This window comes from Nitrosomonas communis (assembly GCF_900114745.1).
GTDB classification, from domain to species: Bacteria; Pseudomonadota; Gammaproteobacteria; order Burkholderiales; family Nitrosomonadaceae; genus Nitrosomonas; species Nitrosomonas communis_A.
In genome coordinates this window covers 1-1,553 of sequence record NZ_FOUB01000171.1, presented here as the reverse complement: position 1 = coordinate 1,553, position 1,553 = coordinate 1, and the positions used below count along the sequence as shown (strand labels likewise).

At 42.1% G+C, this 1,553-nt stretch carries 2 protein-coding genes; both read left to right on the top strand.

Annotated elements, in window-relative coordinates:
* The coding region (locus tag BM122_RS21200) for a transposase (RefSeq protein WP_143083597.1) at window positions 1-264 on the top strand (264 nt) is incomplete at its 5' end.
* Between the two features lie 239 nt (window positions 265-503).
* On the top strand, window positions 504-1,271 hold the full coding sequence (locus BM122_RS21195; RefSeq protein ID WP_074907653.1) for a hypothetical protein: 768 nt from the start codon (window positions 504-506) through the stop codon (window positions 1,269-1,271).
* The last annotated feature ends 282 nt before the right edge of the window (window positions 1,272-1,553 follow it).

The following is a 1,553-nucleotide window of genomic DNA, read 5'->3' as shown; positions in this document are numbered from 1 at the left end:
GTGGCGGACAAGGGCTATGACAGCGAATGGTTACGGGAACAGATAACGAAGAAGGGAGCTCAGGCTGTGATACCGAGAAAGCGCAACTCGTTGAAGGGTAATGCAGATATGGATTGGGGTTTAGATCAATACCGGCATTGGGTGGAGAATGCTTTTGCCCGGCTAAAGCAGTATCGGGCAATAGCAACACGATACGACAAACTGAAGCGAAATTACGAGAGTATGGTAGCTATAGCATGTGGATATCTATGGCTACCTATGTAAAATGTCAACAGACCCTAGCATTATAAAGTTAGGGTTACTGCCTTTAAATGCTATTTATTTGATATCTTTTTGATTAAATCCTCTAGTGAATTCACTGTATTGTTTCTATGGCATACTTATTCAGACCTTCCTTAAATTTTGTTATACAATCAATCAAAGCAAATATGCTGGGCAATATTCAATATTGCTGAGTAAGTTACAATTACAAGTTGGTTAAGATTAAAGACTTTGGAGAAAGTATGAGAAAGGCTTCACGTAATAAATGGATTGTGCAATTATGCGTAGCAGTAGTATTGTTATTAGCAACTTTTTCCCTTCATGCGCAGTTGATGCTTGCGCATGAAGGGCATCATGCTGGGCATGGTGGATGTCAAGTTAAAGCGGGAGAGTTTCCGGTAACTATCAGCGTATATGAAGTGCCGGAAGGTAATATTCCTCCCATGCATTCGTATTGTGACCATGTGCCAAATGTTGGAAAAGTGAATGTGACGATCGAGTTGCCTGCTGAAGCGCGTGAGATACCGCTTGCCGTACGCCTTGTAAAAGAAGGGCATGAGGGACATGGGGGAGAAGTTAAGGGCAATACAGCGGCGCATAACAGTGCCAATAAAGAGCAAGATCATGAAATGAAGCATGATGAGCATAAAGGTCACGCTGAGCATGAAGTGAATAAAAGCGAAGAGCATAAAGATAAAGCACACGATGCTGTAGCGAATGATGGTTTTTATATGTCGCCAACCACATACCCTTCTGGAATTATTGTTGTTGCGACAGAACTTAAGGAGCTTGGTCAATATGCAATCTTACTGGAAAAAGTAGAAGGTGATACTGTCCGTACTGCTGTTCGTGTTCCGCTGCATGTTGGTGGAGAGGGAGGGCATGGTGGTCATGGTGGCGGTATTGGTATGCTGGAGATCATGCTCTTGCTCGTCTTAGGAGGCGGGGTCGCGTACTTTTTCTTGCGGCCTAAAAAAAATTCAGCTAAAGAAATTACTGAGAAATCATAATCTAATTAACTGGATAATAATTTATCACTCAAAATCCTTGACACAGATAGGGTCAAGGAAGTAGGCTTGAAAGTTATAAGTAAAGAAAAAAGAAGTATTGGCTAGTATTGATTTTATGCTCAAGCTATCGGAAGAAATGGATAGTCATTTTTAGATGGGCATGAATGGATAACAACATAAGAAAAGAAGGAGAGAGGAATGAATGCCAGAAAATGGCTGAAGGGGCTAGCGATAGCCTGTGGAGTAATGTTTGCGGGAGCACTGCATGCGAACCTGTCGACC

Coding starts and splice junctions, on each gene's coding strand:
- BM122_RS21195 (WP_074907653.1), top strand. CDS start 504: ATGAGAAAGGCTTCACGTAATAAATGGATTGTGCAATTATGCGTAGCA.